Here is a 25,905-nt window from a genome sequence, read left to right as displayed (position 1 = left end):
TTAATTCCGAACGTCACGGTCTTCTACTGTGGAATGATGCGCTTTTACTCATCTTTTAATAATTTTTTGATATTCTCCTCATTATTATATGAAGAATGTACTTTTATTAACCCTTGGTTTATTGAGTGTTTACAAGCGTTTCGGATATCCCCAGTCGCAAGACTAGCCGCTGGTGCATTCTCTATTGCTTTCAAATATACCCATTGGCTTGACTGTTCTTTCATGCTTAAGGTTCGCGCTGTTCCTGTAGACATTAATAATATATCGAGTAGTTCTTTATCATTAATTGCAGTGTAAGCTCGTGGTAAAAACGGGTAATCAGCCATACCAATACGAACAATTCGGTTGAGAGTACGACGAGGGCGGAAATCTAAAATCCATTGCTGAATTTTATTAAACAGTACTTCAGGATTGTCATTATTTTCGTTGGATGGTTCGATATAGAGTAAATTAGCATCAGAAAAATGATAGATACGTGCTGGTGATTCGACTTTTTGCTTTAAGTAATCGCCAAATGCTTTTTCCAGCTTTAATCCCTCTTTATAACCGTGTTGGAGGTACATGTTACGTAGAAATGGCACATCGATCATCACAAAACGTAATCGGTCATTCAATGGTTCGTGGATCAGTTCACCGACGTGCCATTTTTCAAACTGATCACTAGTGGCTTCTAAGGACGCGGGTAAACGTGCAATGAGCATTCTTAAGTTACGAAGCCCTGAGCGTGAATGCGTAAATAGATCTTCATTGAGCTCAGTAAGCTGAGTTTTTTGAATACGAAGAATATGTCCACGGCGTAGCAAGATGAGGAACAATAGCGAACTAAAAACAAACAGACCAAAAGCGATTTTTTGAAACTTATGATATTCGTTGTTGGCATTCTCCAATTGGGCTTTTTGACCTGCAAGATGGAGGGTTTGTTCAACGAATTCTTTTTGCTGACGAAACGCATCTTCACTAATAATATCAAGCTGTTGCTGTTCAATATTAGAAAGTGCCGTGTATTGTTTAAGAAACTTTAGTGCTAAATCGTATTGTTGGTTAAGTTCATAACCATGGTGCATTAATTGAAAGGCACTTTTTTGAATAGAAATATCGTTGATCTTATTCGCAATTTCTAATGCTTGCTGGGCATTAAGGATGACGCGGTCGGCCTCTTTTTTATGCACAGCTAATCCAGATTCTAGCAGCAGTGCATATGCTTTGAGTTTTGGTATATCGATAAATTCTAAAAGATCATTAGCTCGGTCTAAATATTGTTCAGCCAGTGGATAATTGACCAGTTTTAAATAGGTAGCAGCGAGCGCAATACGCAGATCAATAATATTTTCAATATTGTTTTGTATTTTTTCGTGATCAAGAGCGTTGAAATAATGCACTAACGCTAGATTATATTTACCTTGATGATAGTTGATGTCTCCCATACGCTTCAAAATTGGAGGCAGCATTGGTGAGTCGTCATAGTTATCATAAAAATCAGCAGCTTGTGAAAAATAATCATTAGCTTTGTCATAAACACGACGGTCATAAAATAACTCACCTAATAAGCGATTCACTTTAGCCAGGGTTGGTCCTGCATTTTCCTCGACCGCTTTCCAGTAGGTGCTTAAAAACTCCGATAGCGCTTTATTGTATTTCTTATGATGTAGCAGATGACGGCCAACGGTCAGGTGGTATTCCATGAGCGTGGATGAAGACTTTAGTTGCTCTACATAGGATTTTTGCGCGGAAAAAAGACGATTAGCTTGCTCAAAATTCCCCTCTTTTGAGGCAATCTCCGCTTTAAGCATATTGATTTGGTACTTCAATCCTAAGGCTAACTGTTCTGGATTTTTGATGTCAGTAAATGCTTCTTCAACCTGAGCTAAGCGTTCTCGGGCAGCCATCGCATTTTCACTTTGTAACCACTGCATACGGATTTCATGCAATTGCACATCTAAATTTAGATATGGGAGGTGATAAGTTTCCGTGATTTGCTTGGCTTCGGCAAGATACTTGAGAGCAAGGTGAGGATTCCCTAGGTTGTACTCAGCATCGGCAAGAATTTTGAGCGCATCAATAGTTCCACCTGGCGTTCGGATACGACTGTCGGTTTCATCGCGAGAAATCGATGAAGGGCTTTTCTCTGTTTGATCTGAGAGTTTGCGCTGGGTCAGAAAGTTGCTGGCTAACTGTTTCGATTTCTTAGGGACAATATCCACTAAGCTGCTCGCTTCATTGAGTGTTGGCGATGAATACACCGTTGAAGCGAGAGGTGCTGTTGAAAAACAGATGATAAGCAAGTAAAGCAGACGTACCCAGCGCAAGTTGTGCATTATTGTTTTTATCCTTACTGACGAGCCATTCGTTGGTTATGACTTGGTTCTACCTGTTCGGTTGAACGATATGGGTTAATGTCTAAGCCACCACGGCGGGTGTAACGGGCATAAACCGTTAACTTCGTTGGCTGACAATAACGCATGATATCGGTGAATATGCGTTCAACACATTGCTCGTGGAACTCATTGTGTTCTCGGAAAGAAACAATGTAGCGTAATAGTGCTTCACGATTGATTTTCTTACCTTGGTATTGGATTTCAACGCTGCCCCAATCTGGCTGATTGGTGATTAGGCAGTTTGATTTCAATAGGTGACTGTGTAAGCACTCTTCGACCTCATCTTGTTCGGTAGCCTCTTCTAGCAGAGTATCATCAAAGTCGTAGTGTGTAATTTCAATGTCTTGATCGTCAATACAATCACCGTGCATTGTCACAATGAGTGAATCAGTGTAATCCTGAACTGGGCGAACGGTGACTGAAACCGTTTCACCTGCACAGGCTGATAAATCTTGAACTAAAGTCGCTTCGACTTTTTCCCAATCGCTAAAGCGAGTTTGGTTAAAGCTGTTCAAATATAACTTAAAGGATTTTGATTCGATTAAGTTCGCGCTTGTCGCTGGGATCGTAACTTCACCGACGGCAACTTGTGGTAGTCCTTTCGCATTTAGCCACGACAGTTCGTACAGAGTCCAAAGATCGCTACCTTTAAATGGCAATGTATCACCAAGATGAAGATCATTGCGATTTAAGCTGCGTGGGACAGGTTGTAAAAGTGACGGGTCATATTGGTTAGTGTATTCAGTCTTTTTACCAAGGGTTAGGCCCGCTAACTCTTTAGCCTCGGAATATTTGCTCATACTTTGTGTCGATTTGGATTAGAATACCGTGAATTTTACGCAATCCAGATCGAACTGTCATTAAAAGCGAACGTTCGATAGACCCGAATGGAGAATCTAATGGTTGATAACGCCAAACAAGCATTGCTCTCGTTTAGCGAAAAGTATCGCTTAGCGCACCAAGCTGAACACGGCACGCTTCCTTTTAATGAAGAATTGGCGGACCTTGTTTCCCCATGTGTTGAGCAAAAACGAGAAGATGGTGTGGAGTGGCTTGCTTGTGTACGCGATCAGCAAGCAGATTTCTCTAATGTTGAAAATGGTATCGAGCTTGCGTTGCACGAAGATGTTGCCATCTTTTTCGGTACTCAATATAGCGCTGATATGAATGCGCTGTGGCAGGGCAACGAACTGACGTTACTTCAAGTGTGGAATGATGAAGATTTCGTGCGTCTGCAAGAAAACATTCTTGGACACCTTGTGACTCAGCGCCGCTTGAAATTGAAACCAACGATTTTTATTGCTGCGACAGATGCAGAGTTGGATGTAATTTCGATTTGTAACCTTACCGGCCAAGTAGTATTGGAACGTTTAGGCACAAGCAAACGTGATGTGTTGGCGGTCAATCTCGCTGAATTTTTGAATAACCTGACGCCGGTGGTTTAGATGTACGTTGTAGAGATGCAATTTGAGTGTTTCGACAACACGACGGTTTCTGCGGTCGATAAAGCCATTAATGGCTTAATGGATGCGCTACGTTATAACGGTCAAGTTCTCGGTCGAGAGTTTCCTATTGTCATGGGAGATGGTGAGTTTTATGTGCGAGTGGTATGTCCTGAACAAAACAGCTTGCACCCCAAGTACCATTCTGATTTCGTTAAAGTCTGTATGAATCGCCTTTCTGATGCGGCATTGCTTGCGCCTAAAATGCGCTTGCTAGGACGCGATCTTAATTCGGAAGAAGCGGCGGAAGAAGAGACACCAAGTTGGCAAGTGCTGTACACCACGTATGTGCATACTTGTTCACCGCTGCGTAGTGGTGAGTCGCTATTGCCAATTCCGCTATATCGTAACCCTCCGACTTTGAATGGCGATCACAAAGGTGTGGTTAAATGGCAAACTGAATGGCAAGCGTGTGATGAAATTCAGATGGCTGGAGGCTGTCGGGCTGAACATGCTGCTCTGCATGAAATTTGCGATGCTGATAGCGTGCTATTTCGCCGTGGTTGGGATTTAAGAGGTCGAATTGAATTCATTACTAAAATCCCAACCTATTACTACCAGTATCGAGTTGGAGGCGTAAGCCTAGCAGAAGAGAAAGCTCGTCCTTGTCCCAAATGTGGTGGAGCGTGGCTACTTGATGAGCCGTTACACGACATCTTCTACTTTAAATGCGATGAATGCCGAATTGTTTCCAATATTTCTTGGGACCACATTAAGTAACCTGAATTTGAGATAGACGTGTTTATCTTGAGCTCAGATTTCGCTATTAAGACCCGCTTATTTTTGCGGGTCTTTTTTATCCATTTCGTCAGAATGTTCTTCTTTTGAGTCGCTCGATTCTGAGTCGACCACATCAGAGTGCTCTGAGTCCGCTTTATCCATGTTCGACGAGCGATTTTTATCTCTTTGGCCAAGTTTCATTTTTGCTGTGTACTTCAACGCCATAATATTACCGATGATGACACTCAATACGATGATGATGATCACCCAAGGGTTAGTGAGTAACTCCATTGAACACGCTCCTAAGATATATTAGTGATAAATTGAGTGTAGAACTGCTCAAGGTTATCTAACACGCTTTCCTTTCCGATAATGGGCTGTGCTTGTAACTGTTGACGTAATGTACTGACGGATAATTGCATCATACACCCTTGTGCCGTCTTTTGATGGCTAATATGCCAAGGTTCCGGTGAGACTCCACCTTTGTCTTTCGCATAAGGGAAGAAAAAGCCAAATTGAGTCAAGTGGGCAGTGAGCCACTGATAAAATCGAGCTTGATGTCCGGTGAGGTATTCCCAAGGTTCAAGTTGTAACTGAGTATCGAGAGGTAGGCTGTTTCGGTCAAACACATCAAACTCAGTTCCCCAGTGATGCCGACTTGCCCCTGGTAATGCAGACCAACGTAAAATAGCGAAAGCTTTATCGGCATCGCTAAGCGTTTCACTATCGATAGGTTGGCAATGTCGGTCTAAGATGGCCCTTTCACCGGACATTTTCCCATTCCAAATTGCCAACTGACGATCGAAATCGCGAAACCCACTGGCAATATTGAGATTAAACCCAGCTTGATCCGCCGCATGTTTTAGCGCCAGCAAATCTTGAGCGACTTGCTGGTGGACTAAAAACTGCTTTTGACCGATTAAGGCTTCCACTAAGTGGGAAGTCACTTGACCAGTCAGTTGCTCGGAAGTCATGTTCACGAGAATAAATTTTCCAATGTTTTTTGGTACATTTTTGTCAGTTTCTCTAGGTCATCAACGCTGACGCACTCATTGACCTTGTGAATCGTGGCATTGACAGGACCAAGTTCAACCACCTGACCTCCCATGCGAGCGATAAAGCGTCCATCTGAGGTTCCGCCAGTGGTCAGTAGAGCGGGCTTGGTTTGATTGACCGCATCAACGGCATCTACAACTGCATCCAATAGTGCGCCGGTATCGGTTAAGAACGGGTCGCCATTAAATGTCCACTTGAGATCGTAATCCAAGTCATGTTTGTCCAAGATGGCGTTAATGCGTTCGATGATGATGTCGTTATTTAATTCGGTACTAAAACGTAAGTTGAATTGAACATTAAACTCACCCGGTATCACATTGGATGCCCCTGTTCCTGCTTGAACGTTCGGGATTTGAAAACTAGTAGGAGGGAAATATTCGTTTCCTTTATCCCACTCGGTTGTCGTTAGTTCATGGATAGCGAGCAAAGATTGATGAACCGGGTTTTTTGCCAAATGTGGGTATGCCACATGACCTTGAATCCCTTTGACGGTTAAATCACCAGTGATTGAACCTCGACGACCATTTTTGACGACATCACCGACATGATGGGTACTGGATGGTTCACCAACAATACACATGTCGATATGCTCACCCCGGGCCATCAGCGCTTCAACGACGCGTACTGTACCGTTAATAAATGGCCCCTCTTCATCAGAAGTAATTAAAAAGCCAATTGAGCCATTATGATCTGGGTACTGGGCAATAAACTGCTCTACCGCAACCACCATACTGGCGAGCGAGCCTTTCATATCAGCGGCGCCACGGCCATAGAGAACGCCATCTTTGATAGTGGGTTCAAAAGGGTTCGTCTCCCAGTGGCTTAGATTACCAGCTGGTACAACATCAGTATGGCCTGCAAATGCAAACAAAGGGGCTTGCGTGCCACGGCGTGCCCAAAAATTTGTTGTATCTTCAAAAACCATAATTTCAATGTTAAAACCCAGTGCTTTAAGACGTTCAATCATCACATCTTGGCAACCCGCATCTTCAGGGGTTACCGATTGACGGCTAATGAGGTCTTTTGCGAGAGCCATAGTTGGGCTATCAGTCATCCTTGAAATCCTTTTTTAACTGAAAATAGCGGAGTATTGATCTGCTTTAAAACCAATATGATATTGATCATTAACCAATAGGATAGGGCGCTTGATCATAGCTGAGTGCTCAACCAGTAATGGAATAACACTGTGTTCATTTAAACTATTTTTTTGCTCTTGAGATAGTTGGCGATAAGTGGTTCCGCGTTTATTTAAAACGTTCTCCCAACCCAGTGCTTGGCAGAAAGTGGTGACCATCGCTGCATCGATACCTTGCTTGCGGTAATCATGGAATTGATAGTCAACGCCTTGAGCCTCTAGCCATTTTTTTGCTTTTTTAATTGTGTCGCAATTTGGAATACCAAACATCGTAATTGACATAAACAACCTATTGAAGTGACTTTATTTATTGTTATTTGAGCTGGTTTTTATCGTATCAGGAACTGCGAGTGGAAACAAAAGTGTGACGAAGATATTTCGTTGAATAAAAAACTAACACTTTCAATAGGGAGGAATGGAGACTTATTGATCAAACGCAACACCTGTAACGCCAAAACAGAAATAATGAGCAATGAAGTTTATAGGAGGTATCAATGGAACTGAGTCCTGTTTTTGCAAGGCGTTTGTATTTGGCTCTGTTAGTGGAACACTTAGAAAGACCGAATGTCCCTAAGTTGATTGAGAAGACAGGTTGGCCTCGTCGCACAATTCAAGATGTGATTAAGGCATTACCTGGGATCGGTATCGAGCTCGCGTTTGTTCAAGATGGTCGTCGTCACAACGACGGTTATTACCAGTTATCTGACTGGGGGCCTTTTGATAGCCAATGGGTTATAGAGCGAGAAATCGATATTGCAGCAAGCTTAGGCTTTGAGGCTTAATATTTTTCAAATATCCACAGTTTAGATCGCGCTTATTTTTGCCCTACGATCAGTCAACATAAAGGCAGCAGTGAACATTGCTGCCTTTTTCGTTTCTTAAGCCCAATTATACCAATTCACATCGTTTTTTATTCATCCTCGCGGATTAAAACTCACTACGCGCCGTCAGTGATTTCTCTTTTGCAAATGATGAATATTTACTTATCCGGGTTGGAATTAGCACGAGCTAGGTTACTTCACACTAACCCAATTATCGGCATAGATGGGCTATTTATTCTCGTGTACCAAGAGACACCTTAGTTTGCGATGAAGTCGTTATCGGATACTTGTGGGTGAAAAAATAGTGAAAGATGGTAGTATCGCCCCCCACTTTTTAGTTTGTTAATTCGCTATCGCTCGTATTAACACCAATAAATAGATTGTTCTAGTATGATGACGTTACAACCAGATTTGATTTCTTCAAGTTTACTGACCTTAGGTGTGATCTTTTTAGCGGAAGTCGGGGATAAAAGTCAGTTGGTTTGTATGACATTGGCGTCACGTTATCGCACAAAACCGGTAATTTTCGGTGCTATCTGCGCATTTGCCTTACTGAACCTTTTAGCTGTCAGCCTAGGGGCCAGTTTAACGTTACTTGTTCCTGAAAAATGGTTAACTGTGTTTGCGGCTGCACTATTTGGTCTATTTGGTATTCAAGCTCTTTTAAGTAAAGAGGAAGGTGAAAGTGAAGAGAGCAAGCCGAAGCGAAGTCGCAATATTTTTATCACGACATTTGTGATGATTTTCCTTGCTGAATTGGGCGATAAGACTCAGCTTGCGGTAGTCACACTCAGTACTACTTATTCACCTATCGCTGTCTGGATGTCTTCGACACTCGCTTTAACGGCAACGTCAGCCATGGGGGTTTTTGTCGGTCGAAAGTTTCTTGCTAAAATGAATGTTCAATTGATACATAGAGTGAGTGGGGGGCTTTTTATCGTGATGGCTTGCCTGATGCTCTATCGTCTATTTTGAAGTGATATATAGCTGATTCACTGCTCATCTACTCAACTTAAGCAGGTAACCGATTTTAATGACACTCATAAAAGCTCGGTTACCTTATGGTTATGATAGACCTAATTATGCCTAAGATTGAGTAAATTGATACGCAATAAACCCAACCCAACTGATGGCAAGCAGTACCCATGGAAGTGTATTGCTTTTGCTTGAGCTAACCGCCTCTACCGGTTCGATTATTTCTACAGAATCAGTGGCTTGTTGTTTCTGCTTTTGAACTTTCTTTTTCGCTTTATCTGCTTGACGTGACTTCTCTTTTTGCTGCTTTTTGTACAGCGCGATGCCTTTCTCTATGCCTTGAGCAATTAATTTAGTTTGTTCTTTAGTCTGGTTTGTTTTCTGGGTGGCTTTGGCAATTTTCATTGCTTCGGTTTGAGTTTGCTCAGAGGGGATTGTTTTATTTTTCATGCCATTGGTCTGGGTTGATCAATACTTAGCCTATGTTAACACGATATAATGGCCAGTGAATTAGCTTAGCGTCAAAGGATTTGAAAAGCATGAAGAAAGTAATATTCATTAGTGTCCTATTAGCCATTCCTACTTTCTTATTGTTGCGTGGAGAGCTTCCAGTGGATCAACGCTCACAGGAACTTGTCGTGACGGCTGAAGATGCAATGGAAAATCTACAAACGAAACTCAGCGACGATCCAAACCAAGCACAATTATGGTTTCAGCTTGGTCAAGGGTATCTTGCTAACCAAGAATTCTCTTCAGCACTAACATGTTTTGATTATGCCATTCGATTAACGCCTAAACCCTCAGCCAGTTTTTTTGTTGGTAAAGCAACAGCGATGTATTACCTTGATACTCAAACAATAACCATTCCTATGCGCGAGTTGTTAGATGCTGCATTAGATTTGGATCCCTATCATCCTGCTGCTCTCACTCTTATCGCTAACGACCACTTTATTAGTTTTCGTTATCAGCAAGCCATAGAGAGTTGGACTAAGTTACTGAATAGCGATCGTGTCGATATTGATCGCGAAAAAATCATTCGGTCACTCAATCAAGCGAAAGCAATGATACAGAAATAGCCAAGACTTACGATAAAGCGTTTAAAGATCAAGAGTGTAAAGACAAAGAGCCAACAATTTCAAATTGTTGGCTCTTTAATTATGAGATCTTAATGGTGGTAAGAATGACTATTGGTAGCTGGCTTCTCGTTGTTCAGCGGCTTTGTCCCATTTTGGTGCCACTGTTTCTAAGAAGTGTTTCTTCTCTTGATTCATCTTATCCATATCCATACCAAGTGCCTGTTGGGCTTTTAACTTGGTGGAAATGTCTGGGATAGTGACTGGCTCGGTGACCCCTTTTGTTGCCAGTAAACGAATTAACTTAGTTCGTGCGTCCGCAGCATGATCAACGGCACTACCCAATACTTCCAGTGCAACTTCAGGTGCGTGCATATGAATGCCGTGAGAGGCAATAGCATAATCCCAACGCCATTGAGCATGACGAATATCCATCAGTATTTCGGCCATTTCAGCTTCACTAGCTCCGGCTTCCCATGCAGCTTGCGCTTCAAAGTGTGCGGCGACAATTTGTTTTTCGGCGGTCAGCTTCATTTTAAGAACTTGTGCTTTACGACTTGAAACAATGCTGTGTAGCTGTTCTTTGGTTTGAGTGTGACAGTTGGCACAAGTGTCTTCAAAGCGATCGAACGGATTCCCCACTTTATGATCGGTATAAACGGTTCCATCTTCTTTGGTGACTTTTGGCATATGGCAGTCGACACACGCTACTTTGTTTTTACCATGAATACCCTCTCGCCAAGTTTCAAAGCCCGGATGCTGCGCTTTGAGCATTGGTGCTTTGGAAACTTTGTGGGTCCAATCTTTGAAGTTAAGGGCATCATAGTAGTCTTCCATTTCACCGACTTTGGTGCCTTGATCCCATGGGAACTTGACTGCTTTTGTTGGACCGGCAAAATAGTATTCCACATGACACTGAGCGCAAACTGAAGCTTGTTGATCCAATCGAGATTGTTCATCAAAAGGCTTACCGATGGACTCAAATGCACGCTCCACGTAGGGACGAGTTAGGGCAAGTTCAGGCTCGCCATTTTTAAACTTTTCGCTGTTAGTGTTGTGACAATCAGCACATCCGATCGGATTGACGATTTGATCACCTAAGCGAGCCCATTTGCCCTCAAAGTAACCATCTTCGCCACGCTCATCAATGACTCTTGCCACATCTGGACTTTTACAGCTCCAGCATGCCATTGGCATCGGGCCTGAGTTTTCGTCTTGCGGTCCACCGGTTCGTAGTGTTTGTCTGACATCATCTAGTGCGTAGAAGTGACCACGAGCCTTGTTGTAGTCTTTAGCAAAGCCATATCCAGCCCACATGATGACCATATTGGGATCTTCATGTAGTGCATCTTCGATGACGGCACTTTCAGAGGTTGATTTCCATGAATGATATTGATCCGGGTGCTGCTGTTGATACGCATCATTACGAGGATCAATGAGTTGTTTTTCTTCCGATTCAGCGAAACTTGGCACGCTCAATAGAGAGCTTGCTACAAGGAATAACGCCGCAATGGAAGTGTTGCTCCAGCGTTTTATGTTCACAGTGGGTTTCTCCATAATTCTGATGGTGGTATCGGCGTTGTGAGCAGACGTTTCCAAAACGAAGAATTGGAGAATTCTTAGTCAGTTTATGCGGTTGTTGGTATAAAAATAGAGCGAGTTGATGATGAATTGCTCCAGATCAATTTAATGCCGTGATCAAAGTCAAACTCTATTAAAGCTACCACTAAATAGGTAGTCGCGTTGTTTGTGTAACTAAAAATGAAATCTATTATCATTCATTGAGTTAGAGCCTGTGTTGTGACAATAAAGAGTGATTTTGGTCGCTATTTAAGTGTATTTTCCTGTCTATAAAATCACCATTTGTTATTATTGTGTTTATAGCGTTGTGGCTGTTCCAAACTGAGAATTGATTTCATCTGATAGGCATTTTTTGAATATCAGAAGGCGTTAATTTTGGCCGAGTTTAACTCATATCTAATGAGGTTAATTGGTCTAAGGAAAGGAACAAATGGGCAAGATTAAATTGGCCATAGCCATTATGCTGAAGTCTCTTCTCGCATTATGTCTCTATGGTTACTCTCTTCATGCCGTCGCTCAAAGCCAAGAAACCGAGGTTGTGCCATCATCGGCTCGCCATGAGGTTTCATTGCAACGTGACAAAGACTACAAGTGTATTCAATGTCATAAAGATGCAAAGCAGACGCTTTGGGAATCGCACGGTAAACTCGTTACAGAAGATCTCGGTCGAGATATCACCTGTACTGATTGCCATAATAATATTGGTCCCGATCATCGAGAGGGAGCACCTGATATTACTAAATACCACAGTGCTCAATCACAATCAGGTATAAGCAAAGTCTACTTAAACCCTGATCTTATCCTCAAAGCAAACAGTCAGTGTGTGGATTGCCATCAACCGGTCGACTTACGTGAAAGTAGCTGGACACATGATGTTCATGCGAAAAACCTCACCTGTTCGAATTGTCATGATGTTCATGCAAGTAAAGCGAAAGTCCTTGGCTTAGATCGTAAGCAAACCATTAAGCTATGTGTGGATTGCCACTCTGATTTCAATAGTAAAAAAGAGGGGAGGTAGACATGACTTGTTCAAGACGATCTTTTTTAACAGGGACTAGCGCCCTTATTTTTACTACGGGTGTGGCGGGAACCGCTGTTATAACGAGTCGAAATAGTTTTGCTGAACAAGCGAAGAGCCCTCAACGACTTGGTATGGTTCATGATGAAACCGCTTGTATTGGGTGCACAGCTTGTACTGATGCTTGTCGAGAAACCAATAAAGTTCCTGAGGGAGTCTCACGCCTCGAAATTCATCGCAGTGAACCTCAAGGTGAATACCCAAATGTTGAGTACCGTTTTACTCGTCAATCTTGTCAGCATTGTGAAAATCCACCTTGTGTTTATGTGTGTCCTACAGGAGCTGCTTATAAAGATGAAGCGACAGGCATTGTTGATGTACACAAAGAAAAATGTGTTGGCTGTGGTTATTGTTTAGCAGCTTGCCCGTATCAAGTGCGCTTTTTCCATCCAGAAAATCATGCTGCAGATAAGTGTAATTTCTGTCGTGATACCAATTTAGCGAAAGGTAAGCAGCCAGCATGTGTTGAATCATGCCCGACGAAAGCACTTGTATTTGGTGACTTGAATGATCCAAATAGTGAAGTCAATCAAGTGATCAGTAACAAGGTGGTATATCGAGATAAGGTGCATTTGGGAACCAAACCAAAATTGTACAAAGTGCCACATCAAAAAGGGGAGGTATGATCATGGGTGATATGACGATGGCATTCCACTTTGACTCTTTAGTGTGGGACTGGATTATCGCGGTCTATCTTTTTTTAGCCGGTATGTCGGCCGGTGCAGTGATGATTGCAATTTATTTAAAACGTAAGGTGATTGTTGGCGATCCTGCGGACAATGGTATTTTAAAAGCAACGGCTTGGTTAGCTCCATTTGGTATTATTGCTGGGTTGGTTATTTTAATTTTCCATCTCACAAAACCATTAGAGTTTTGGAAAATTATGATCTATTTCAATCCTACATCAGTGATGTCGATGGGGGTTATTTTATTCCAAGTGTATATGCTGGTGTTATTTGTATGGATAGGCGTCATATTCCGCAACACCATCATCGGATTTTTGGAATGCAAGATCCCGGATAAATGGCTGCATTTTATTGACGGCCTGTTATTGAAAATTGGGCGAGTTAACCATCTAACAGAGCTGTTTTTAGGTTTGTTAGCTTTGATGTTGGCAGCATACACCGGCTTCTTATTATCCGCTTTGAAAACCTACCCAATGCTGAATAATCCGGTATTGCCTATTCTGTTTCTGTTTTCTAGTTTGTCATCTGGTGCGGCGGCGTGTTTGCTCTTTGGTGTACTGGTATTTAAAGAGTCATCGACGAGTCCAAGCGTAAAGTGGGTGCACAGTTTTGAGCGTCCAGTGGTGATGTTTGAACTGTTTGTATTGGTGACTTTTTTCACCGGACTTATCTTTAGTGGCGGTCAAAATGAGGTGGCAGCATGGAACGCGATCGGCGGTGGTTTTTGGTCTAACTGGTTTTGGTATGGTGTAATCCTTATCGGGATGTTGTTGCCATTATCATTGAATGCTATTGCACCTAAGTCGATGAAATACAGTGGTGGGTTTGTATTTTTGGTCACAACGCTTAGTTTGGTCGGGGTATTGATGTTACGTACGTTTATTTTGTACGCAGGCCAAATGACGGTGGTATAAATCGATGGGTGAACTAGGGTTATTGGCTTTAATTTTTGTGGCGATGTTAAGCAGCACATCCAGTGTTGTCTATGTATTGCGACGAGCTAGAAATCAACAACCCTTGTTCTCTTTGGTACAGATATCACACCTGAATGCATTTTTTTCGCTATTGAGTCTCATTGTTTTAGCGATATTATTTTTAACTAACCAATTCACTTTTGCCTATGTGGCAAGCCATTCTAATATCGCTTTACCTACACCTTTTAAACTGGCCGCAGTTTGGGGGGGGCATCAGGGCTCCATGCTTTTTTGGGTCATGACACTATGTTGCTGGTCGGCATTAATTGCCGTGCATAAGCAACGAAATAGCCGTTATTTTCAAGATGTTTTGTGGATAATGCAGCTACTGATCGCCGCTTTTAGTTGGTTTACGTTACTGGGTTCTAACCCTTTTGAATACAACGCTGAATTTGTTGTACAAGGTCGAGACCTTAATCCGATGCTGCAAGATATTGGCCTCATTTTCCATCCACCACTGTTGTATTTAGGCTATATCGGATTTTCAACGGTATTGGCTTTTGCATTCGCGGCATTAATGCAACCGCATTACGATCATCGCTGGGTGTTACTCAGTCAATATTGGGCTGTATCCGCATGGGTATTATTGACCATTGGGATCGGGATAGGATCATGGTGGGCGTATAACGAACTCGGCTGGGGGGGCTGGTGGTTCTGGGATCCGGTTGAGAATGCCTCATTGCTACCTTGGTTAACAGGAACAGCATTGTTACATGCAATGTATGCTGCTAGAACGCGAAAGATGCTGCAACTTTGGGCGTTGATATTAGCGTTAGTGACATTTAGTTTAAGTATTTTAGGTACGTTTATTGTCCGTAGTGGTGTACTGACCTCTGTTCATGCATTTGCAGTTGATCCCGGTAAAGGTCTTGCTCTGTTAGGGATTTTAAGCGTGGTGTTGATTGGTTCATTTGGCTTACTGATCATGCGATCTGATCAAGTGGTAAGTGAGAGAATTGAGTCTATCTTGAGTCGAAGTTACTTTACTTTATTCGCTATTGGCTTATTGAGTGTCGGGTGTTTTACGGTATTCCTCGGTACATTTTACCCTATGGTTTATGAGTTATTGGGGCTAGGAGCGATATCGGTTGGTGCTCCGTATTTCAATACATTGTTTGTTCCACTCTCTTTGATTACGTTAATTGTGATGGGGTTAGCGCCATTTTTGCAGTGGCAACGGGGAATAAGAGGTTCATGGAAAACTATTGTCGTTCTCTTTACCGTTTCATTTTTAATGGGTGTAGCGGTTTATATACCGCAAGTAACGTCAGCTAAGTTTATTGTCGCGATAGCTTGGGGGTTTGGTGTATGGGTGATGACAAGCCATTTATTTATGCTTGGGCGTGGAAAAAAACTTAGTTTTATGTTGTTTGCTCATATTGGTATTGCAGTCGGGGTGATTGGTGCGTTGATGAATGCGCAGCATTCTACTCAAATTAGCATTAAGCTTGGCCCTGGGATAGAGGTCGAATGGCAAGGATGGACAGTAGATTACGTCAACACCAATTGGTTAATAGGTAATAATTACACAGCAGAGCAAGCCGTGATTCGTTTTAATGACCAAAATGGAAATACTTTTGAAGTCTACCCTGAACGGCGTTATTACCCAGTGCGTGTGATGAATATGACGGAACCCGCAATCCGTTCATTCTGGTATGGCGACGTTTACGTGACATTAGGCAATCGAATTAGTGATGATTTTTATGCTGTTAAGCTGCAATATAACGCGTATATCTTCTGGATTTGGGGGTGCGGATTGTTGATGATTTTCGGCGGTATTGTGAGTGGAGTAAGGGCGTTGACTCGACGTTATTCTCTGAATAAGAGAGGGAGAGAAGTTGTCCAAACAACCGCTATCTAAACAACCGTTATCCAAAAAAAATTGGTTGCTTATCTTTATTGGCAGTGTGGTGTTATTTATTACCTTGTTGACCATCGCTGTTTTTCAGCAAGCGGAAGGTTTTGGGACTTCATCTGCCGTTAAACAATTTCCGCCCTTTCAAAGCACATTATTAATCACAAAAAAAACGGTATCAGAGCAAGACTTTTTTCAGCGTCCCTACCAGTTAGTGAACGTTTGGGCTTCTTGGTGCGGAGTTTGCCGTTTAGAACATCCATTGTTGATGGACTTAGCGGAAAAAGGAGTGGTTATTCAAGGCTTAAATTATCGAGATAAGCATGATGCGGCGGTCACATATCTTGAGAGGGCTGGTAACCCATATCAGCATGTATTGTATGATCCTAAGGGAAAAGTGGCGATTGATTTGGGGGTGGTTGGTACGCCGGAGACATATTTGGTCGATCAACAAGGCGTTATTGTGCTTAAGCATCAAGGTGTTCTGAATCACTCAGTTTGGGCTGATAAATTTGCTCCCTATTTTGCTGATATAGAGGTTGTTCAATGAAATATTCTTTTCAAGGAGGTCGATGTAGTTTGTTGGCTTTATTTTTATGTTTATTTATAGAGCCAGTTATGGCGGCCACAACCGATATTTTCCCCAGTAGCGATCAATCCATAACTGAACAAGTGGAGTTGTTTCAGTTCGATTCCGATGAACTACGCCAACGCAGCTATACATTAGCAAAAGCATTGCGATGCCCTCAGTGCCAAAATCAAAACCTTGTAGAGTCCAATTCTCCCATTGCTCTCGATTTACGCCTTATCGTGTTTAATATGATTAATTCAGGATCAAGTGATCAAGAGGTGATTGAATATATGACATCACGATATGGTGAGTTTGTCTTGTATAACCCCGCATTTCGTATTGGTAACGGGCTGCTTTGGGGAGGACCTATCGTACTATTAGTACTGTTTCTATTTTTTTCTTGGCGCTCAATCCGTTCTCCCCATTCTACTTAAAACACCTCACCGATCCGTAATGTTAAGCCGCTTGATGATGATGTTTTTTCGCTGCTGACTTCGTTCATATCAAAAATTACCATGGTAACTTTCGTCATATGCGTTAAAGTGACCGACTGCTTGAAGTGGCGTTATTTAAGGTAGAACGTGCGTTATACAATCGAAAATTATGATAAACATGGCTTTCTTAAAGCTCCTATTTGGCTTTGGTTAGGCTGGGGATTATTGGCAAAAGCATGGATTGTATTTGTTGTAGCCGGTGCAAGCAGGGATAGCGGCAGTAAAATACTGACCATTGTATACCCCGATCACGATATGTTGTACTTAGGGTTAATGATGGGCTTACCAAGCTTGGCTTTAATGTGGATGATCAGTTTACGAACGCCAGAGCGAGGTTGGGCTAATAGAATGGTTTCATGGGGAAAACCCGTGACCTTACTCACTACTGCGCTGCATTTTCTACAAAGTGGTTATCATGTCTATCTACGACATGGCGAATTCAGTTGGTTGCAAGGTATCGTCATGCTGATGTTACTTTGGTTTGGAATCTACGTTTATAATAGCCAGACTGTTGCAGATTGTTTTCGAATTCCACAAATTCAAACAGAATGATCACAATCAATACCTGATAAATCAAACATATTATACTGATTAAAATAATTTATGAGGGCTATTAAATGTCACAACCTCAAACGGCCATTCTTCCAGAACCAGGTCCATTTGCTCAATACACACAGCTGAAAATCAATCAAAATCCTGCATTAGTATTAATGCAACTTCAAACTTTACCATCGTTGATTGCTCAACTTAATCAAGAGCAGCCAAACGCAGATTTAGTTCTGTCGGTTGCTTTCACCCATTCATTTTGGTCTCAACTGAACCAAGAGATGCCTGCTGAATTAATTCAATTTCCGCAACTTGGTGAGGGTGATACTGTTGCCCCAAGTACAGATGTGGATGTGTTAATCCATCTACACTCAAGCCGTCATGACTTACATTTTTATGTATTACGCAAATTTTTAGAGTCGGTATCTGAGTGTGTAACTGTCGTTGATGAAACTGCGGGCTACCGCTACTTAGATTCACGAGATATGACGATGTTCATTGATGGGACGGAAAACCCAAAAGATGAAAAGCGCCGTGAAGTCGCGATTATTGCTGATGGCGAATTTGTGGGTGGTAGTTACGTGATGGTTCAGCGTTTTGTGCACAATTTGCCAGCATGGAACCGTTTGAACATATCAGCTCAAGAGAAAGTGATTGGTCGAACTAAGCCAGACTCGATTGAATTAGAGAACGTGCCAGCACAATCTCACGTTGGTCGTGTTGACATAAAAGAAGAGGGTAAAGGGTTGAAGATCGTGCGTCATAGCTTGCCGTACGGTAGTGTAACTGGTGAACATGGCCTGCTATTCATTTCTTATTGTCATACACTGCATAACATCAAGGTGATGCTTGAAAGTATGTATGGTGTGACTGACGGTAAAACTGACCAGTTGTTGCGTTTTACTCATGCCGTGACCGGTGCGTATTTCTTTGCGCCATCGGCGGATATGCTACAGGCACTTTCGCTAAAGTAAGCCATCGAACTGAAAGAGAAACCGAGCTAAAGGCTCGGTTTTTTTGTTAAAGGACATGACTAATCTGCCGATAAAGAGAAATCCCAATCAGGCAGCAGTAACGAATGGCAATTACAGTTAATACCAATGTTTCAGCAATGACAGCTCAGCGTTCCCTCAATAACGCGACGGATTTGTTGAATCAATCTCTTGAGCGCCTTGCCTCTGGTAAACGTATTAATAGTGCCAAAGATGATGCAGCAGGGTTACAAATATCTAATCGTCTTGAATCTCAAATCCGCGGTATTGATGTTGCGGTGCGAAATGCCAACGATGGTATTTCTATCATGCAAACTGCAGAGGGGGCGATGAGTGAATCGACCAATATTTTGCAGCGTATGCGCGACCTCTCCCTTCAATCTGCCAATGGCACCAATACCGCTTCTGAACGCTCAGCCCTACAAGAAGAAATGGGCGCTTTAAATGACGAATTAAATCGAATTGCTGAAACAACCTCTTTTGGTGGCCAAAAACTGCTCAATGGTTCGTTTTCGAATGCCGCTTTTCAAATTGGTTCCAGTTCTGGGGAAGCCGTTCAGCTTGGTCTGAAGAATATGCGATCAGACAGTATTAACATGGGTGGTTTTTCTTATGCTTCGGCTCAGTCAGTCGATAGCCAGTGGCGTGTTGGCGCTGATCAGCGCCAATTTAATATGCGCTATACCGATGCTTATGGCCAAGAGCAAACCATTCAAATTAATGCGAAAGCAGGTGACGACATAGAAGAGCTGGCTACTTATATTAATGGCCAAACGGATAAAGTCAGTGCCTCAGTTAATGAAGAGGGACAATTACAAATCTTCATGGCTGGTGAAGAAACCTCCGGAACAATGGCTTTCTCGGGTGGTTTGGCTAATGCTTTACAAATGAACCTGTATGGCTACGAAGCGGTTGATAACATTGATATTGGTAGTGTCGGTGGCGCGCAAAGAGCGGTATCCATTATAGATACCGCCCTTAAATATGTGGATGGTCACCGAGCTGAACTCGGTGCGATGCAAAACCGCTTTGATCACACTATCAATAACCTATCGAACATCAGTGAAAATATTTCAGCATCGAATAGTCGTATTCAAGATACTGATTATGCGAAAGAAACTACACAAATGGTTAAGCAGCAGATATTACAGCAAGTCAGTACCTCGATCTTGGCACAGGCTAAGCAGCAGCCCAATTTGGCGTTAACCTTATTAAGCTAACTATTTTTCATGCTGTAATCTATGTAAATAGCAATTGAAATCAAAGGCTTTTGGTTCAGGGGGAGAGATATCGACGCCTATCTGAAAACCTTTAGTTAATAGGTTTACTTTTTATTGAAAGCGACCCTTTCATCACACAAAACTAGCTAAATGAACTTTTTTAGAAAAAAACTTAAAAAAAATCTAAAGGTTTTCAAAGCAGTGCCGTTAATAAAAGTAACTTTGAGAGAACTACCTTGGTTTTCCGAGACGTCGGAAGCCGGAAACACGGAAAATCAATTGGAGAAATCACCATGGCAGTAAATGTAAATACCAACGTTTCAGCAATGACCGCTCAGCGTTACCTAAACAGCGCGACAAATGCACAACAAACGTCAATGGAGCGTCTAGCTTCAGGCAGCAAGATCAACAGCGCAAAAGATGACGCTGCAGGTCTACAAATTTCTAACCGTTTGAATGTACAGAGCCGCGGTCTTGATGTAGCGGTACGTAACGCAAACGACGGTATTTCAATTGCACAAACAGCAGAAGGTGCAATGAATGAAACGACAAACATTCTACAACGTATGCGTGATTTGTCTCTTCAATCATCAAATGGTTCAAACTCTAAATCTGAGCGTGTTGCGATTCAAGAAGAAATCACATCACTAAACGACGAGTTAAATCGTGTTGCTGAAACCACATCATTTGGTGGTAATAAACTACTAAATGGTACGTTCCAAACTAAATCTATGCAGATTGGTGCGGACAACGGTGAAGCAGTAATGCTGACTCTAAATGACATGCGTTCAGATAACTCTGGCATGGGTGGCGTAAGCTACAAAGCTTCAGCAGAAAACGCTAAAGATAAAGACTGGGGTGTTGCTGCTGGCAAAAACACACTAGACATTACACTGACTGAGAAAAATGGCGCAGCACCACAAACTATCTCTATCAACGCTAAAGAAGGCGATGATATTGAAGAGTTAGCGACATACATCAACGGTCAAACTGATCTAGTAAAAGCTTCAGTTGACGAAGAAGGTCGCCTACAAGTATTTGCTGGCACTAACAAAGTTGATGGCGCTGTATCATTCGGTGGCAGTCTAGCGGGTGAGCTAGGTATGGACGCTGGTAAAAACATGACTGTTGATACGATTGACGTAACGACAGTAGGTGGCGCTCAAGAATCAGTTGCTATCATCGATACTGCATTGAACTATGTAGATAGCCACCGTGCAGAACTAGGTGCTTTCCAAAACCGTTTCGACCATGCTATCAATAACCTAGATAACATCAACGAAAACGTGAATGCATCTAAGAGCCGTATCAAAGATACTGACTTCGCGAAAGAAACGACTGCACTAACTAAGTCTCAAATTCTTTCTCAAGCATCAAGTTCAGTACTTGCTCAGGCGAAACAAGCGCCAAACTCGGCACTAAGCCTACTAGGTTAATCTTAACCTTGATTAAAAAAATCCAGCTTCGGCTGGATTTTTGCGTTTATAGTACTTTGTAACTAAAAAGCAACGTATTTTAGATATAACTCACGTTTCTAAGTGAAAGCAGTAAAAATAAATAAAAAGCGTATTTTTTCTCTAAAGCTTATTTTTCCCTCGCCGTTAAAGGATTGAGAGAAATGATATGCGCCAATGTGAGGTGAGAGACACAAAGGCGCATGCTTAATGCCTAAGGAGATCAAATATGGCAATTAACGTAAACACAAATGTGTCTGCGATGACGGCTCAGCGATACCTAAATGGTGCTGCTGAGGGTGCGCAAAAGTCGATGGAACGCCTGTCGTCTGGTTATAAAATAAACAGTGCTCGTGATGATGCCGCTGGTTTGCAGATATCAAACCGTTTGACTTCACAAAGTCGTGGTTTAGATATGGCAGTAAAAAATGCCAATGATGGTATTTCTATTGCTCAAACAGCGGAAGGGGCAATGAATGAAACCACGAATATACTTCAGCGTATGCGTGATTTGTCACTGCAATCATCTAATGGTTCGAACTCTCGTTCAGAGCGTACGGCTATTCAAGAAGAAGTGACATCATTGAATGATGAGTTGAATCGAATTGCCGAAACAACATCATTTGGTGGTAATAAACTTCTTAACGGTCAGTTTGGTAATCAGTCTTTCCAGATCGGTGCAGGCTCAGGTGAAGCGGTCATGCTTTCTATTGGAAGTATGCGTTCTGACACGAGCGATATGGGAGGAAAGGCATATACTGCAGCAACGGGTAAATCAGCCGATTGGCGCGTAGAAGCAGGAAAAACAGACGTAACATTCGACTATACAGACGTGCATGGCGATGCTCAAACACTCACCATCAATGCAAAAGAAGGTGATGATATTGAGCAGTTAGCTACTTACATCAATGGTCAAAGTGAAGACGTGAAAGCCTCGGTCGGTGATGAGGGTGAGTTACAACTATTTGCTGCAACAAAACAAGTATCATCAGATGTAACGATTGGTGGTGCATTAGGGGCAGATCTTGGTTTTGGCGCGGCAAAAGAAGTTACGGTTGCTGATGTTGATGTCTCGACGGTAGCAGGATCGCAGATGGCGATCTCAGTTATCGATGGCGCATTAAAATCAGTGGATAGCCAACGCGCTTCTTTAGGTGCATTCCAGAACCGATTTAGCCATGCGATTAGTAACCTAGACAACATCAATGAAAACGTCAACGCATCTCGTAGCCGAATTTTGGATACGGACTATGCAAAAGAAACGACACAACTGACAAAGTCGCAGATCCTGCAGCAAGCCAGTACGTCAGTATTGGCACAAGCAAAGCAGTCACCTTCTGCAGCTTTAAGTCTTTTGGGTTAATAGATGGGTTCGAAATCGAGCTTATAAGGTCAGATTATCTTTAGGATTCGCCTTTGGGTAGACAACCATTAAGTTGGAAGGGAGATTGTTATGGAAGTACCGTCCTACACATCGAACATCCAGTCTTATAGCTCACAAAGTGGCACTAAAATTGCTAATGATTATGATAGTACGCAGAATGTTTCCCCTCAGTCGGGTACGTCTCGAGCTTCGGAGTTAAATCAACAAAGTGTACATTCGTTAGAAAAAGCGGTTGAGTTTTCACCCCAACAAGTGGAAATCGATCGGGACGAACGTGAACGAATTGTGGAAGAGATGAATGAGTTTATTTCATCTTTCAACAAGGATTTATCTTTTCGAGTTGATGAAGAATCTGGTCGTGAAGTCGTGACGATATACGAAGCGAGCACTGGTGAGATTATTCGTCAGATCCCGGATGAAGAAATGTTAGAAATACTGCGCCGCCTTAGAGAGCAAACCTCACGTTATTCTTCAGGTTTGTTTGACGGTAAGGTGTGATTGTAATTTTGAGGTGATTAAATGAGTTTTGGCCCAATAGGGATGAATACTGGCATGGACATCAATTCCATGGTCGGCAAAATTGTTGAAGCAGAACGTGCGCCTAAACAGCAGCGTATTGACAATGAGTTGACTAAAATTGATACCAGTATTAGTGCTTATGGACGACTCAGAGAGTCACTGGATACGATGAAAAACTTGATGACGAGCTTTCGACAAGAGAAAGCGTTCGCAGCAAGAACGGTAGCGTCTACGGATGATGCCGTCGTATCAGCAACAGCAACAACTGAAGCTATCGCTGGTCGATACGCAGTCGATGTATTGCAGCTTGCTCAAAGCCATAAAGTCGCGTCAGATGTACTGCCAGAAGACGCACGTTTTGGTGAGGGTAAGCTGCAGATTTCGCTAGGCAATAAATCTTTTACCATTGATGTCGACAATCGCTCTAAGCTAGTGGATGTTGTTCGTAGTATCAATGGTAGTAAATCAAATCCAGGTGTTAGAGCCTCGGTGATTAATGATGTTAAAGGGCCGCGTCTTATTGTCGCCTCTGATCTTTCTGGGGCAGATAATCGCATTAAAATGAGTGTGGAAACCGCCGATGGGGCTAACCCACTTAAGCGCCTTGAATATAAAACCCTTGAGCAGCGTGTTGAAGATCTTGAAAATGCGCGTTCAGAGGCACAGTCGTTATTGAAACCATTGACACCCAAAGAGCAAGAAGTTGCCGATCGCATCGCACAAAAGAACATCGATGCGGCAAAGGTTGTCGATCAAGAGATAGCAAACACCTCAAAACAAGCGGCAGTTGCCGCCGATCCCCGAGCAGAAAAAGAAGCAACCGTCTCCAATCCGATGTCGGAATCGGCAGTAAGAGCCGCCGCTGATGCAGCGATCGAAGCGAACAAATATATCAAGCCTGAAGATAGAATACCGGGCTGGAGTGAAACCGCTTCTGGGACGCTACTTGATTCTTATTGGGAACCAGAACCAGAACTGGATGCGAAAGCGTTAGAAAAGTCTAAAGATGTACCGGGCTGGAATAACACCGCATCAGGGACACTCACTGACTCCTATGTGACGCCAAAAGAGGCCCAATTAGCTCTCGAGCAAAAGTTAGCGAAAGAGCAAGAAGCAATTAAAGCCGCAGTCGCTCATCAAGACGTTTCACCTGAGCAGGCTAAAGATGCAGAACGAGCAAAGTTATCACAAGAAGAACGAGACTATCTTGCTCGAATTGATAACGCTAATGCGAATTTACAAGCGGCTCAAGCATCATTTGATTCCTATCAAGGGATGATCCAAGTTCAAGCAGGCCAAGATTCTCAAGTTTTATTGGATGGTGTTGCCCAACTGTCGAGTAATAACAATGTAATTGAAAATGCGATAGATGGTGTCGATCTTGCGTTAAAAGGGCGTAGTGAGCCGGGAAAAACACCATCTGAAATTGATATAGAATATGACAGACAAGGTGTCCGAGAGGATATTGAACAATTTGTCGGAGCTTACAATCAGTTTTATCAAATCACCAAGGATTTATCCGGTGTCGATCCCCGTACGGGGCAAGCGGGACCTCTTGCTGGCGATAGCATCATACGTAGTGCCGATGCCCGATTAAAATCGGTGTTTTCTTCTTCGGTGGACGGTGCACCTATCGAATTAAAGACCTTGACGGAATTTGGTGTGACCACAACACGTCAAGGTATGCTTGAGATTAACTACGACATGCTTGATCGTCAGTTAAATAATAACTTTACTAAGCTCGAGTCATTTTTTGGTGGTAATGATGGGTTTGCCAAAAAGGTAGAAGATGCAATTCAAGGCTTAACTGGGGTGACGGGGTCGATTCGTACTAGAGAAAGAAGCCTCGTCGAGCAGAACTATCGTTTAGAAGACGATCAAACCTCATTAGACCGTCGCATGGAAGGGCTAGAGAAAAGAACGCACGCCAAGTTTACGGCAATGCAAGATGCCACCAGTAAAATGCAGTCACAGTTAGCAGGAATGATGAATGCGCTTGGCGGATAATTTTGAAAAAAACATAAATTTAATTAGTGATTTAGATCGCGAAATTAAAATAGTAATTACATTGGATGACATTGCCGCTGAAGAAATTCAGGCGTTGGTCGATAAAAGGGAACAGTTATTGCGTCCCTTGATCACACAGATCGAACAAGAGCCGGTGCTCGCGACAAGCGAACAGTGGGTAGCAGTAGTCAAAGAAACCCAAATTATTGTCGAATTAATGCAGAATAAGACGGCTAACATCGGTCAAACGTTAGCAAAATATCGTCGTGGCAGTAAGTCGGTTCAGCAGTACAAAAAGTATTTATAAGAGGAAGGTTATGCGCGGTTCATTACAGGCTTATAAGAAAGTTTCAGTTGATAGCCAACTCAGTGCGGCCTCTCCGCATAAAATCGTTCAAATGTTAATGGCAGGGGCGATTGAGCGATTGATCCAAGCGAAAGCTGCGATGCAACAAGGTAATATTCCAGTAAAAGGTGAGCGTTTGGGCAAAGCTCTAGACATTATCATCAGCTTACGTAGCTGTCTTTCGATGGAAGATGGGGGGGATATTGCTCAAAACCTTGATCAACTTTACGAGTTCATGATCACTCAAATCACGGAAGCAAACCACAAGAACAATCCTCAACCACTGGATGATGTTATTGATATCATTCGTGAAATAAAGTCGGCATGGGATCAAATTCCAGCGGAATATCATAATTTGACAGCAAATTCGGTGGGTATTTAATCGTATTCAGACAAGCCACTATTTTCTAGAAAACTATAGATAATAATGCGCAATAAAAGCCGGAGCGCATCGCAAAATTATGAATTTATGAAGTTATCTAGCTGATCCTGCTGTCAATTTTTGTTTGGGTAAATATCACACCTAATCATTGCTTGGTTG

Annotated in this window: 28 protein-coding genes; 20 read left to right on the top strand and 8 right to left on the bottom strand. The window is 42.5% G+C overall.

The genetic code is table 11. From position 1 onward, the window contains the following. Nucleotides 1-44: 44 nt before the first annotated feature. Nucleotides 45-2,315, bottom strand: a complete 2,271-nt coding sequence (locus tag DZ860_RS18195) for a tetratricopeptide repeat protein (RefSeq protein WP_120034136.1) — start codon at nt 2,313-2,315, stop codon at nt 45-47. A gap of 14 nt (nt 2,316-2,329) precedes the next feature. Then, nucleotides 2,330-3,175 carry an NADPH-dependent 7-cyano-7-deazaguanine reductase QueF gene (queF, locus tag DZ860_RS18190; protein WP_120034134.1) on the bottom strand — a complete coding sequence of 282 codons (846 nt, stop codon included), beginning with the start codon at nt 3,173-3,175 and terminating at the stop codon, nt 2,330-2,332. A 99-nt stretch (nt 3,176-3,274) separates the two neighbouring features. On the opposite strand from queF, the gene syd reads away from it, so the two are divergent. Further along, entirely contained in the window at nt 3,275-3,820 is a 546-nt protein-coding gene (gene syd, locus DZ860_RS18185) for a SecY-interacting protein (RefSeq protein ID WP_120034132.1), read from the top strand. Beyond that, nucleotides 3,821-4,597, top strand: coding sequence for a Zn-ribbon-containing protein (locus tag DZ860_RS18180; RefSeq protein WP_120034131.1), 777 nt, complete (start codon nt 3,821-3,823; stop codon nt 4,595-4,597). A 57-nt stretch (nt 4,598-4,654) separates the two neighbouring features. Here the strand turns inward: DZ860_RS18180 and DZ860_RS18175 are convergent, their stop codons facing one another. From DZ860_RS18175 to DZ860_RS18160, 4 genes are read right to left on the bottom strand one after another with little or no spacing between them, the layout of a single operon-like run. Beyond that, entirely contained in the window at nt 4,655-4,888 is a 234-nt protein-coding gene (locus tag DZ860_RS18175) for a DUF2897 family protein (protein ID WP_120034129.1), read from the bottom strand. 11 nt (nt 4,889-4,899) lie between these two features. Then, nucleotides 4,900-5,571: a M15 family metallopeptidase gene (locus DZ860_RS18170; protein WP_120034127.1), complete on the bottom strand. Its 672-nt coding sequence runs from the start codon at nt 5,569-5,571 to the stop codon at nt 4,900-4,902. A 2-nt stretch (nt 5,572-5,573) separates the two neighbouring features. Next, a complete protein-coding gene (gene dapE / locus DZ860_RS18165) occupies nt 5,574-6,707 on the bottom strand; it encodes a succinyl-diaminopimelate desuccinylase (protein WP_120034125.1) in 1,134 nt (377 codons plus the stop codon). A gap of 15 nt (nt 6,708-6,722) precedes the next feature. Then, nucleotides 6,723-7,070, bottom strand: a complete 348-nt coding sequence (locus DZ860_RS18160; RefSeq protein WP_120034123.1) for an ArsC family reductase — start codon at nt 7,068-7,070, stop codon at nt 6,723-6,725. Between the two features lie 212 nt (nt 7,071-7,282). On the opposite strand from DZ860_RS18160, the gene DZ860_RS18155 reads away from it, so the two are divergent. Both DZ860_RS18155 and DZ860_RS18150 read left to right on the top strand, forming a co-directional pair. After that, nucleotides 7,283-7,570: a winged helix-turn-helix domain-containing protein gene (locus DZ860_RS18155; protein ID WP_120034121.1), complete on the top strand. Its 288-nt coding sequence runs from the start codon at nt 7,283-7,285 to the stop codon at nt 7,568-7,570. Between the two features lie 429 nt (nt 7,571-7,999). Further along, nucleotides 8,000-8,584, top strand: coding sequence for a TMEM165/GDT1 family protein (locus tag DZ860_RS18150; RefSeq protein WP_120034120.1), 585 nt, complete (start codon nt 8,000-8,002; stop codon nt 8,582-8,584). Between the two features lie 111 nt (nt 8,585-8,695). On the opposite strand, the gene DZ860_RS18145 is transcribed toward DZ860_RS18150, so the two are convergent. Beyond that, a complete protein-coding gene (locus DZ860_RS18145) occupies nt 8,696-9,034 on the bottom strand; it encodes a DUF2956 domain-containing protein (RefSeq protein ID WP_120034118.1) in 339 nt (112 codons plus the stop codon). An 89-nt stretch (nt 9,035-9,123) separates the two neighbouring features. On the opposite strand from DZ860_RS18145, the gene DZ860_RS18140 reads away from it, so the two are divergent. Then, complete coding sequence (locus DZ860_RS18140; protein WP_120034116.1) at nt 9,124-9,660, top strand: TPR domain-containing protein; 537 nt, start codon at nt 9,124-9,126, stop codon at nt 9,658-9,660. Nucleotides 9,661-9,768: 108 nt separating this feature from the next. On the opposite strand, the gene nrfA is transcribed toward DZ860_RS18140, so the two are convergent. After that, a complete protein-coding gene (gene nrfA / locus DZ860_RS18135) occupies nt 9,769-11,214 on the bottom strand; it encodes an ammonia-forming nitrite reductase cytochrome c552 subunit (protein ID WP_165862931.1) in 1,446 nt (481 codons plus the stop codon). Nucleotides 11,215-11,668: 454 nt separating this feature from the next. On the opposite strand from nrfA, the gene nrfB reads away from it, so the two are divergent. The 15 genes from nrfB to fliS all read left to right on the top strand — a co-directional run bounded on the left by nrfB (nt 11,669) and on the right by fliS (nt 25,746). After that, nucleotides 11,669-12,256 carry a cytochrome c nitrite reductase pentaheme subunit gene (gene nrfB / locus DZ860_RS18130; RefSeq protein WP_120034112.1) on the top strand — a complete coding sequence of 196 codons (588 nt, stop codon included), beginning with the start codon at nt 11,669-11,671 and terminating at the stop codon, nt 12,254-12,256. Between the two features lie 2 nt (nt 12,257-12,258). After that, entirely contained in the window at nt 12,259-12,942 is a 684-nt protein-coding gene (nrfC, locus tag DZ860_RS18125; RefSeq protein WP_120034110.1) for a cytochrome c nitrite reductase Fe-S protein, read from the top strand. Between the two features lie 11 nt (nt 12,943-12,953). Further along, nucleotides 12,954-13,916, top strand: a complete 963-nt coding sequence (nrfD, locus tag DZ860_RS18120) for a cytochrome c nitrite reductase subunit NrfD (RefSeq protein ID WP_120034184.1) — start codon at nt 12,954-12,956, stop codon at nt 13,914-13,916. Nucleotides 13,917-13,920: 4 nt separating this feature from the next. Continuing rightward, nucleotides 13,921-15,837 (top strand): heme lyase CcmF/NrfE family subunit, encoded by a 1,917-nt coding sequence (locus DZ860_RS18115; RefSeq protein ID WP_120034108.1) that lies wholly within the window; start codon nt 13,921-13,923, stop codon nt 15,835-15,837. After that, nucleotides 15,815-16,381, top strand: coding sequence for a DsbE family thiol:disulfide interchange protein (locus tag DZ860_RS18110; protein ID WP_243641883.1), 567 nt, complete (start codon nt 15,815-15,817; stop codon nt 16,379-16,381). Before DZ860_RS18115 ends, DZ860_RS18110 begins: the two co-directional genes overlap by 23 nt. A 68-nt stretch (nt 16,382-16,449) precedes the next feature. Further along, nucleotides 16,450-16,836, top strand: a complete 387-nt coding sequence (locus DZ860_RS18105) for a cytochrome c-type biogenesis protein CcmH (RefSeq protein WP_120034180.1) — start codon at nt 16,450-16,452, stop codon at nt 16,834-16,836. Nucleotides 16,837-16,983: 147 nt separating this feature from the next. Then, the gene (locus DZ860_RS18100) at nt 16,984-17,448 is read left to right on the top strand and encodes a DUF2919 domain-containing protein (RefSeq protein ID WP_120034106.1); all 465 of its coding nucleotides are present in this window, start codon (nt 16,984-16,986) and stop codon (nt 17,446-17,448) included. A gap of 65 nt (nt 17,449-17,513) precedes the next feature. Next, complete coding sequence (locus tag DZ860_RS18095; protein WP_120034104.1) at nt 17,514-18,416, top strand: Dyp-type peroxidase; 903 nt, start codon at nt 17,514-17,516, stop codon at nt 18,414-18,416. 104 nt (nt 18,417-18,520) lie between these two features. Then, the gene (locus tag DZ860_RS18090) at nt 18,521-19,654 is read left to right on the top strand and encodes a flagellin (RefSeq protein WP_120034102.1); all 1,134 of its coding nucleotides are present in this window, start codon (nt 18,521-18,523) and stop codon (nt 19,652-19,654) included. Nucleotides 19,655-19,947: 293 nt separating this feature from the next. Continuing rightward, nucleotides 19,948-21,090, top strand: a complete 1,143-nt coding sequence (locus DZ860_RS18085; RefSeq protein WP_120034100.1) for a flagellin — start codon at nt 19,948-19,950, stop codon at nt 21,088-21,090. Nucleotides 21,091-21,337: 247 nt separating this feature from the next. Further along, entirely contained in the window at nt 21,338-22,471 is a 1,134-nt protein-coding gene (locus DZ860_RS18080) for a flagellin (RefSeq protein WP_120034098.1), read from the top strand. A 90-nt stretch (nt 22,472-22,561) separates the two neighbouring features. Next, nucleotides 22,562-22,990, top strand: a complete 429-nt coding sequence (flaG, locus tag DZ860_RS18075) for a flagellar protein FlaG (protein ID WP_120034096.1) — start codon at nt 22,562-22,564, stop codon at nt 22,988-22,990. A gap of 21 nt (nt 22,991-23,011) precedes the next feature. Beyond that, the gene (gene fliD / locus DZ860_RS18070; protein ID WP_120034094.1) at nt 23,012-25,018 is read left to right on the top strand and encodes a flagellar filament capping protein FliD; all 2,007 of its coding nucleotides are present in this window, start codon (nt 23,012-23,014) and stop codon (nt 25,016-25,018) included. Continuing rightward, nucleotides 25,002-25,325 carry a flagellar protein FliT gene (locus DZ860_RS18065; RefSeq protein ID WP_120034092.1) on the top strand — a complete coding sequence of 108 codons (324 nt, stop codon included), beginning with the start codon at nt 25,002-25,004 and terminating at the stop codon, nt 25,323-25,325. The genes fliD and DZ860_RS18065 overlap by 17 nt, the downstream gene beginning before the upstream one ends. A 10-nt stretch (nt 25,326-25,335) precedes the next feature. After that, nucleotides 25,336-25,746, top strand: a complete 411-nt coding sequence (gene fliS / locus DZ860_RS18060; protein ID WP_120034090.1) for a flagellar export chaperone FliS — start codon at nt 25,336-25,338, stop codon at nt 25,744-25,746. Nucleotides 25,747-25,905: the final 159 nt, after the last annotated feature.

This window comes from Vibrio sinensis (genome assembly GCF_003605645.1).
GTDB lineage: Bacteria > Pseudomonadota > Gammaproteobacteria > Enterobacterales > Vibrionaceae > Vibrio > Vibrio sinensis.
This window is presented reverse-complemented; position numbering and strand designations above follow the sequence as displayed.

What these genes read in the sequence shown, in the direction of transcription:
- DZ860_RS18195 (WP_120034136.1), bottom strand. Translation starts at nt 2,315, where the DNA reads ATGCACAACTTGCGCTGGGTACGTCTGCTTTACTTGCTTATCATCTGT.
- queF (WP_120034134.1), bottom strand. Translation starts at nt 3,175, where the DNA reads ATGAGCAAATATTCCGAGGCTAAAGAGTTAGCGGGCCTAACCCTTGGT.
- syd (WP_120034132.1), top strand. Translation starts at nt 3,275, where the DNA reads ATGGTTGATAACGCCAAACAAGCATTGCTCTCGTTTAGCGAAAAGTAT.
- DZ860_RS18180 (WP_120034131.1), top strand. Translation starts at nt 3,821, where the DNA reads ATGTACGTTGTAGAGATGCAATTTGAGTGTTTCGACAACACGACGGTT.
- DZ860_RS18175 (WP_120034129.1), bottom strand. Translation starts at nt 4,888, where the DNA reads ATGGAGTTACTCACTAACCCTTGGGTGATCATCATCATCGTATTGAGT.
- DZ860_RS18170 (WP_120034127.1), bottom strand. Translation starts at nt 5,571, where the DNA reads ATGACTTCCGAGCAACTGACTGGTCAAGTGACTTCCCACTTAGTGGAA.
- dapE (WP_120034125.1), bottom strand. Translation starts at nt 6,707, where the DNA reads ATGACTGATAGCCCAACTATGGCTCTCGCAAAAGACCTCATTAGCCGT.
- DZ860_RS18160 (WP_120034123.1), bottom strand. Translation starts at nt 7,070, where the DNA reads ATGTCAATTACGATGTTTGGTATTCCAAATTGCGACACAATTAAAAAA.
- DZ860_RS18155 (WP_120034121.1), top strand. Translation starts at nt 7,283, where the DNA reads ATGGAACTGAGTCCTGTTTTTGCAAGGCGTTTGTATTTGGCTCTGTTA.
- DZ860_RS18150 (WP_120034120.1), top strand. Translation starts at nt 8,000, where the DNA reads ATGATGACGTTACAACCAGATTTGATTTCTTCAAGTTTACTGACCTTA.
- DZ860_RS18145 (WP_120034118.1), bottom strand. Translation starts at nt 9,034, where the DNA reads ATGAAAAATAAAACAATCCCCTCTGAGCAAACTCAAACCGAAGCAATG.
- DZ860_RS18140 (WP_120034116.1), top strand. Translation starts at nt 9,124, where the DNA reads ATGAAGAAAGTAATATTCATTAGTGTCCTATTAGCCATTCCTACTTTC.
- nrfA (WP_165862931.1), bottom strand. Translation starts at nt 11,214, where the DNA reads ATGGAGAAACCCACTGTGAACATAAAACGCTGGAGCAACACTTCCATT.
- nrfB (WP_120034112.1), top strand. Translation starts at nt 11,669, where the DNA reads ATGGGCAAGATTAAATTGGCCATAGCCATTATGCTGAAGTCTCTTCTC.
- nrfC (WP_120034110.1), top strand. Translation starts at nt 12,259, where the DNA reads ATGACTTGTTCAAGACGATCTTTTTTAACAGGGACTAGCGCCCTTATT.
- nrfD (WP_120034184.1), top strand. Translation starts at nt 12,954, where the DNA reads ATGACGATGGCATTCCACTTTGACTCTTTAGTGTGGGACTGGATTATC.
- DZ860_RS18115 (WP_120034108.1), top strand. Translation starts at nt 13,921, where the DNA reads ATGGGTGAACTAGGGTTATTGGCTTTAATTTTTGTGGCGATGTTAAGC.
- DZ860_RS18105 (WP_120034180.1), top strand. Translation starts at nt 16,450, where the DNA reads ATGGCGGCCACAACCGATATTTTCCCCAGTAGCGATCAATCCATAACT.
- DZ860_RS18095 (WP_120034104.1), top strand. Translation starts at nt 17,514, where the DNA reads ATGTCACAACCTCAAACGGCCATTCTTCCAGAACCAGGTCCATTTGCT.
- DZ860_RS18090 (WP_120034102.1), top strand. Translation starts at nt 18,521, where the DNA reads ATGGCAATTACAGTTAATACCAATGTTTCAGCAATGACAGCTCAGCGT.
- DZ860_RS18085 (WP_120034100.1), top strand. Translation starts at nt 19,948, where the DNA reads ATGGCAGTAAATGTAAATACCAACGTTTCAGCAATGACCGCTCAGCGT.
- DZ860_RS18080 (WP_120034098.1), top strand. Translation starts at nt 21,338, where the DNA reads ATGGCAATTAACGTAAACACAAATGTGTCTGCGATGACGGCTCAGCGA.
- flaG (WP_120034096.1), top strand. Translation starts at nt 22,562, where the DNA reads ATGGAAGTACCGTCCTACACATCGAACATCCAGTCTTATAGCTCACAA.
- fliD (WP_120034094.1), top strand. Translation starts at nt 23,012, where the DNA reads ATGAGTTTTGGCCCAATAGGGATGAATACTGGCATGGACATCAATTCC.
- DZ860_RS18065 (WP_120034092.1), top strand. Translation starts at nt 25,002, where the DNA reads ATGCGCTTGGCGGATAATTTTGAAAAAAACATAAATTTAATTAGTGAT.
- fliS (WP_120034090.1), top strand. Translation starts at nt 25,336, where the DNA reads ATGCGCGGTTCATTACAGGCTTATAAGAAAGTTTCAGTTGATAGCCAA.